A 5,635-nucleotide genomic window follows, 5' to 3' on the forward strand; every position below is an offset into this window, starting at 1 on the left:
GTGCTTACTAAAAAAAGCAGCAACACTTTAAAAAACGGCCTTGCAAAGAGCTAAAGTTAATACCCAGTAAATTACGAATTTTACGTTAGCCTACGTACTGAAGTTTCTGGGGTCTATGAGGGATTGTTAGCAACATCAATAGTTTTTACCCTATAATTAGTACCTATAGACGCATTAGCAAGTAGAAAATTGGCATCGCTATCATAGCCCATTTGATTTACAAAATCTCCTGAGACTTCATTTGCTAAAAACGTATGTGCTAATTGTGCTCTTCCTAATCCGTCCCATGGCAGATTAAATCTATAAATAGTATTGTAGGCAAAAGTAGCTATCATATAGTCACCATCTTTATCTACGAAGGTATAGAATCCATCTCCATCGGATAATTCTTCAGAACTGTTGATTCCTGGGATCGTGTTTCTAAAAGCCTGAGTTCCGTTATCCTGAGCTCCAGCAGTAAAAATTCCAGAAGTATCACCACTACCATCTGGTCCAATACTTGCTTTTACATATTGGGTTACATTATAGTTATTATTTCTTGCGCCAACTGTATTGGTATTCTGTGCAGTAGATAAACTATTGGCATAATAGACACCTCCATCATTACCAAAAATAGCCTGGTTAGAGTTTCCAGGACGAAATACCATTGCATGTTGATCTGCATGTACCAAGGAAATTGGCAAACTAAATAAGCTATTGTTATTAGACCATTTGGATATTTGACTCCAGGAGTTTCCACTATTCGAGGATCTAAAAATATCGATACCACCAACATAGAGTATATTGTCATTTGTAGGATCTGCCTCGATCATTAAATCATAAAATGCCTGTCCTCTGGTAAAATCATTTGCAGGAATTCCATTATCCGCGTCATTGGGTATGTTGGTTTCTGTTACAGAGTTGAATTTATTAGTTGTTTTATAAATATGTACTGGTGATGCCCCGCTCCCCTCAGTTAATGCATAAATTTTATTTGGATTTGTGGTTGAAGTTTCTAATTCCACACGATTGGAATTTGCTAATGGAGATGCTCCTGCTTCTATCCAGGTGGCTCCATTTGTAGAACTAAATACTCTTCCGCCTATATTGATACCTACTCCAGAAATTTGAATAGTTCCCATCCATAAAGTATTATCTACTCCTATTTCAAAATCATTAGGGATAATAAAAAAATCATTTCCAAAATAATCAAATTTCAGGTTATTAGATTCTAGTCGATTCCATGTATTTCCACCATCAATGGATCTATACAATCCAGCATTTTGTAATCCTAACCAATTTCTGGGGTTTTCTGCATCTCCGTATACATGTGCTCCTACCCCGACAAATAATTCTGTACGATTCTGGGTGGTATTATTCCAGGCAATGATATCGTTTACATAAAAAATTCCAGAAAGAAATAGATCGGCACTACCAAAATCAAATGTATCTCTGCCTGCTGGTGGGATGGCTAGTGCTTGCCAGCTCGTTCCTCCGTCAATAGAACGGTACACGCCATTCCCGACAACATTACCCCCTGTATATTGTTCTCCAGTACCCACATACCAGATGTTAGAATTTCTGGGATCTACTGTAATAGAAGTTACTGAAAGATTTCCTGGTACATTTTGCACACGACTCCACTGCGATGTTACTGAGGTGATATCATTGTTTACCCACAATCCACCACTAACTCCTCCAGCATATACGCGCCTGTCAGAAGTATCATTAGGGTCAAACATAATGGCTCTTGTCCTTCCACCAATATCATTGGGACCTCTTTCTATCCAAGGATTATTTGGTGCATCACCAGGTGAACGTTTTGAAATGTTTTTTAATAATTCCTCTCTAACTTGATATAGTTTTTCTGGTTCTGTTCTTCCTGTCTGAGGATTCATTGTCAATTCCCACATTTGTTCAAAATACTTATCTGGCGGAAGACCTTGAGCTCTTCTCTCGGATTTATTCATTTTCAGACTTTGTACGAATGGACTGTTTTTTAGGTGTTCTTTGTGCTCTTCTCGTATACTTATAATACTTTTTTCTAATGCTCCCTGTGATTTCTCTAATCGAGAAAAGATCAATCCCCCAATTGATATTACAGATACTCCTAGCCCTAACGCTAGATAACGATTAAGTTTCTCCATTTTTAAACTGAAATTAATTAAGATTTTTTATGCGTAGAAAAATTATTTTATACCACTCTCAATTTAAATTTATCCAATGAAATTGTATCTTTTTGTCTGATACTTCAAAGTTAAAATTAATAGTAATAAGACTATGCTGATTTTTTTCTAGTTTTTTTCTTAAAAGCAAACTCGAATCAGAATTGGTAGTATAAGTATCTAATATTATTCACAAATGAAATTACCTACTAAAATCATTTCTTTTTGTGTTACACTCCGAAATGAAAAAATAATTTGATTCAGTTTATGGTGATTTCATCTAAGAACTGCTGATTTAGATATGTTTAAAATAACTTCTCTTACTAATAGTGATGCATATTTTAAAAAAAATAACAGAATTTATAATTTCTAGGCTATAATTATTAGAATTTCTCTTTGTTTGATAGCAAATCAAAAAATAGCTTGTATACAATGATCCGTTATTTTTATAATGTTTTTATATGATATAAAATTTAATGACGAGCTAATTGTTACTCTGATACCGATGCTCTTATAAAATTCTGTGATTTTAAAATAGTAATTGAGAAACAAAGCTTGAGGATCAAATCAAGAGTCTTATCATTTAATACGTATCTATTTTCTTGATTATTAGTAAAGACGATACAATAAACTTAGTAACGACCTACGTGTTTTTACTGCTAAAAATGAGGGAATAATCAACATTACGGCTTCATTTATTAAATAATACAAGTAATAAATAGGGAATTTTCAACTTTTTACTCTTTAAAATTTGTTTTATTACGGTTTTTCCGTAATTTAGAACTGCCTTTAAATCTTAAAACAATAATACTTATGCAAAAAACTACATTAGAAAAGCAATTCAATGCTAAGAATATGACTCAAAAATATAATCATATCTGGAACAAAGGAATTCATCTATTTACAATAAATGACAGGAATCGTGACTTTTATTACAGTGTTTTTTATTTAGATTTTCTTTTTGCTGAAGTGATCTATAATAAATTAAATGGTGAGATTATTACCATAAAAAGTTTTAGTGATAAAGCCAAACTGATGTTTTATTTAAGAGAAGATTTTTGTTAAAAAATAAAATTGAGGATGTGAGTTAAATGAGGATTAATTTTAAAAAGTTAAAATTACCCCACATTGAGAACTAGACTTAAGAATGCTTAATGCAATCTTGCGCCAAATCACTCATTTCTCACATACTCAATTACTATAAAGCTTTAAATGTAGAGAATAAGCTTCTAATTTTTATGCCCTCATAATTTTAGAAGAACATCTCAAAACCGTATTATTCTAGCGTAATTACCATTGTCATAATACCCCAAAAGAGGCTATCTGAAAGGATAGTCTTTTTTTATTATTTCACCTTTTCTCTTCTCTTTATATAGCCTCGATTGTAAAAAAGATGATTTCTATAGCTTGAGCATTGAAGAACCCAGAGTCATTTTAAATTAATAACGTAATCTGAAGACATACTGTGAATAGAATATTCATTATATCCTATTTTAAGACAAATAATAGTTATCATTTTTTTTATCTTAAACAATAACTACTCCCCTCCTACTAACAATACAAAAGAATTCTTTGAAACAGGAGATACACTATATGTTTTTACTTTTTTTAGTGTTTTCAAATATCTCTCGGCTTCATTAAAAGCTGTTTCCATAGCGCTACGTTTAGAGCCTTGTTTCACTTGTATTATTTTGGAGATACGATCTCCATTATCGTGTTCAATAGTAACTTTCCATTTCTTAATAGAATGAAAATTTTTAGCTTCTGAAGCTATCTTTTCTTTTTCATTTTTCGTTTCAGTCTTTCTCTTTTCCTTATCAGTATTAAGTGGCGTTACACTTGCTTTAGCACTTACAAAAAAGGTACAAAAAACTGCAGTAATCAATATGAGTTTCATTTTTTTAAGGTTTTGATTTGCAATAATCTAATATACATATATATTTTTATTATACAAGTAATTTTTTAATAAAAATTTATTTGTATATTTAAATCCAAATATTTGTAAACACAATGGTTAACAAGAAGCTGAAAAAATTGCTTAAACAAAGTAAAAGAAGTAAAACAGTTTATGGAATCTCTAAGGCGTTAGGGATTAGTCCACAAGCTGGTGACTATATTGTAAAAAGAAAAAATTTAGCCAAAGACTACCAGCGTTTAAAAAAAATTGCTGACTATATGGAGGTAGAAATCACCGATATCGTGGATATAAAAAAATGATTAATAGGTGTAAAAAAGTTTTTCCAATTAATTTATTATTCCTAAGCTTGATTCCTGACAACCTCATCTTTTTTTGACCATTTACATATATGTACGTTTAACAACCACTTATGCCTATTTATATATTCCTGATTACCCATGTCATACTCATTATTGGTTTATCAATCTATATCTCCCAATCCTCTTCTCAGGAAGATTTTCTAATAGGAGGAAGAAACAAAAGTAGTTGGGCTATACTTTTCTCAAAATTTGCAGGAGCTATTGGAGTAAGCACTCTAATTACATACACGGGATATGCCTACAAATTCGGATGGGGATTATTTGCTATGTCAATTGGATCAGTTATTGGATATCTGGTATTTGCTTTTTGGGCAGCGCCAAGAATTAAAAAATTATCTCTACAAGGTAATTTTTACACACAAGGAGATATCCCATTGTTTGTAACAGGTAATAGAAAAACAGCTTTTATCACCAACAGTATTACTACTATAATCCAGTTTTTCTGGGTTTTGTTATCTTTAGTTGGTGGTGCAAAAATCATAACATTTTTTGAGTTGTTTTCATATGAAGTCTCTTTGCTAATTACAGCTTCTGTAGTACTGATTTATGTATTACTCTCTGGATTCAAAGCAGTTATTATAACTGATATAATTCAAGCTTTTATTATCATAGTCTTTTTATTTATTTTAGTTTTTGCAATGTTTGATATGCAAGAGTTTCAATTGATTCTGGCAACCAGTACTGCTGAACATGTAAAAATTGGTAGTATTGTAGGGTTAGTACTTTATGGAGGACTTTCTGTATTCGGTTTGGCAGACAGATATCAACTATGCTATGCTGCAAAAGATGAAAAATCTCTAAAAAAAGGAATGGGATTTGCCATCATCCCTGTTTTAGTAATCGCTTTTATCCTATTAGTATTAGGACTATTTGTATATACCAAAACTACTACGTTAGATCCTGATATGGTATTTGTATATGCTATGCAAAATTTTATACCTGCATCCTGGGCCCCATTATTAATAGTGCTTTTTTTTGCAGGACTTATGAGTACTGCTGATACTTCTATGTTTGCAGTAGCCTCTCATCTTATATATGCTACAAAACAAGAGAATAAAGTAAAATCGCTTCGTTATTCTATGATTATAACAGTGTTATACGATTTATAACTAAAAATTTCGCATATTCATCGTTTCTTTTTCCTTTCTACTTCGTTTAAAAAATAAACCGTAGCTATAGCTATGCTTGATTTTTTTGCCTTGCATAAAGAAAAA

Annotated in this window: 5 protein-coding genes; 3 read left to right on the forward strand and 2 right to left on the reverse strand. The window is 31.8% G+C overall.

Annotation, left to right across the window (positions count from 1 at the left end):
• Positions 1-113: 113 nt before the first annotated feature.
• Positions 114-2,126 carry a hypothetical protein gene (locus tag F0000_RS26280; RefSeq protein ID WP_149627673.1) on the reverse strand — a complete coding sequence of 671 codons (2,013 nt, stop codon included), beginning with the start codon at positions 2,124-2,126 and terminating at the stop codon, positions 114-116.
• Between the two features lie 831 nt (positions 2,127-2,957).
• Between F0000_RS26280 and F0000_RS26285 the strand changes: the two genes are divergently transcribed.
• Positions 2,958-3,209, forward strand: coding sequence for a hypothetical protein (locus F0000_RS26285; protein WP_149627674.1), 252 nt, complete (start codon positions 2,958-2,960; stop codon positions 3,207-3,209).
• A 472-nt stretch (positions 3,210-3,681) separates the two neighbouring features.
• On the opposite strand, the gene F0000_RS26290 is transcribed toward F0000_RS26285, so the two are convergent.
• Complete coding sequence (locus F0000_RS26290) at positions 3,682-4,041, reverse strand: hypothetical protein (RefSeq protein WP_149627675.1); 360 nt, start codon at positions 4,039-4,041, stop codon at positions 3,682-3,684.
• Between the two features lie 113 nt (positions 4,042-4,154).
• Here F0000_RS26290 and F0000_RS26295 point away from each other — a divergent pair, with 113 nt between their 5' ends.
• Together F0000_RS26295 and F0000_RS26300 are read left to right on the forward strand one after the other, a co-directional pair.
• Complete coding sequence (locus F0000_RS26295; protein WP_149627676.1) at positions 4,155-4,361, forward strand: hypothetical protein; 207 nt, start codon at positions 4,155-4,157, stop codon at positions 4,359-4,361.
• Between the two features lie 110 nt (positions 4,362-4,471).
• A complete protein-coding gene (locus F0000_RS26300) occupies positions 4,472-5,530 on the forward strand; it encodes a sodium:solute symporter (RefSeq protein ID WP_149627677.1) in 1,059 nt (352 codons plus the stop codon).
• Positions 5,531-5,635: the final 105 nt, after the last annotated feature.

Source organism: Aquimarina sp. RZ0, assembly GCF_008370685.1.
In the GTDB taxonomy this organism is placed as follows: Bacteria; Bacteroidota; Bacteroidia; order Flavobacteriales; family Flavobacteriaceae; genus Aquimarina.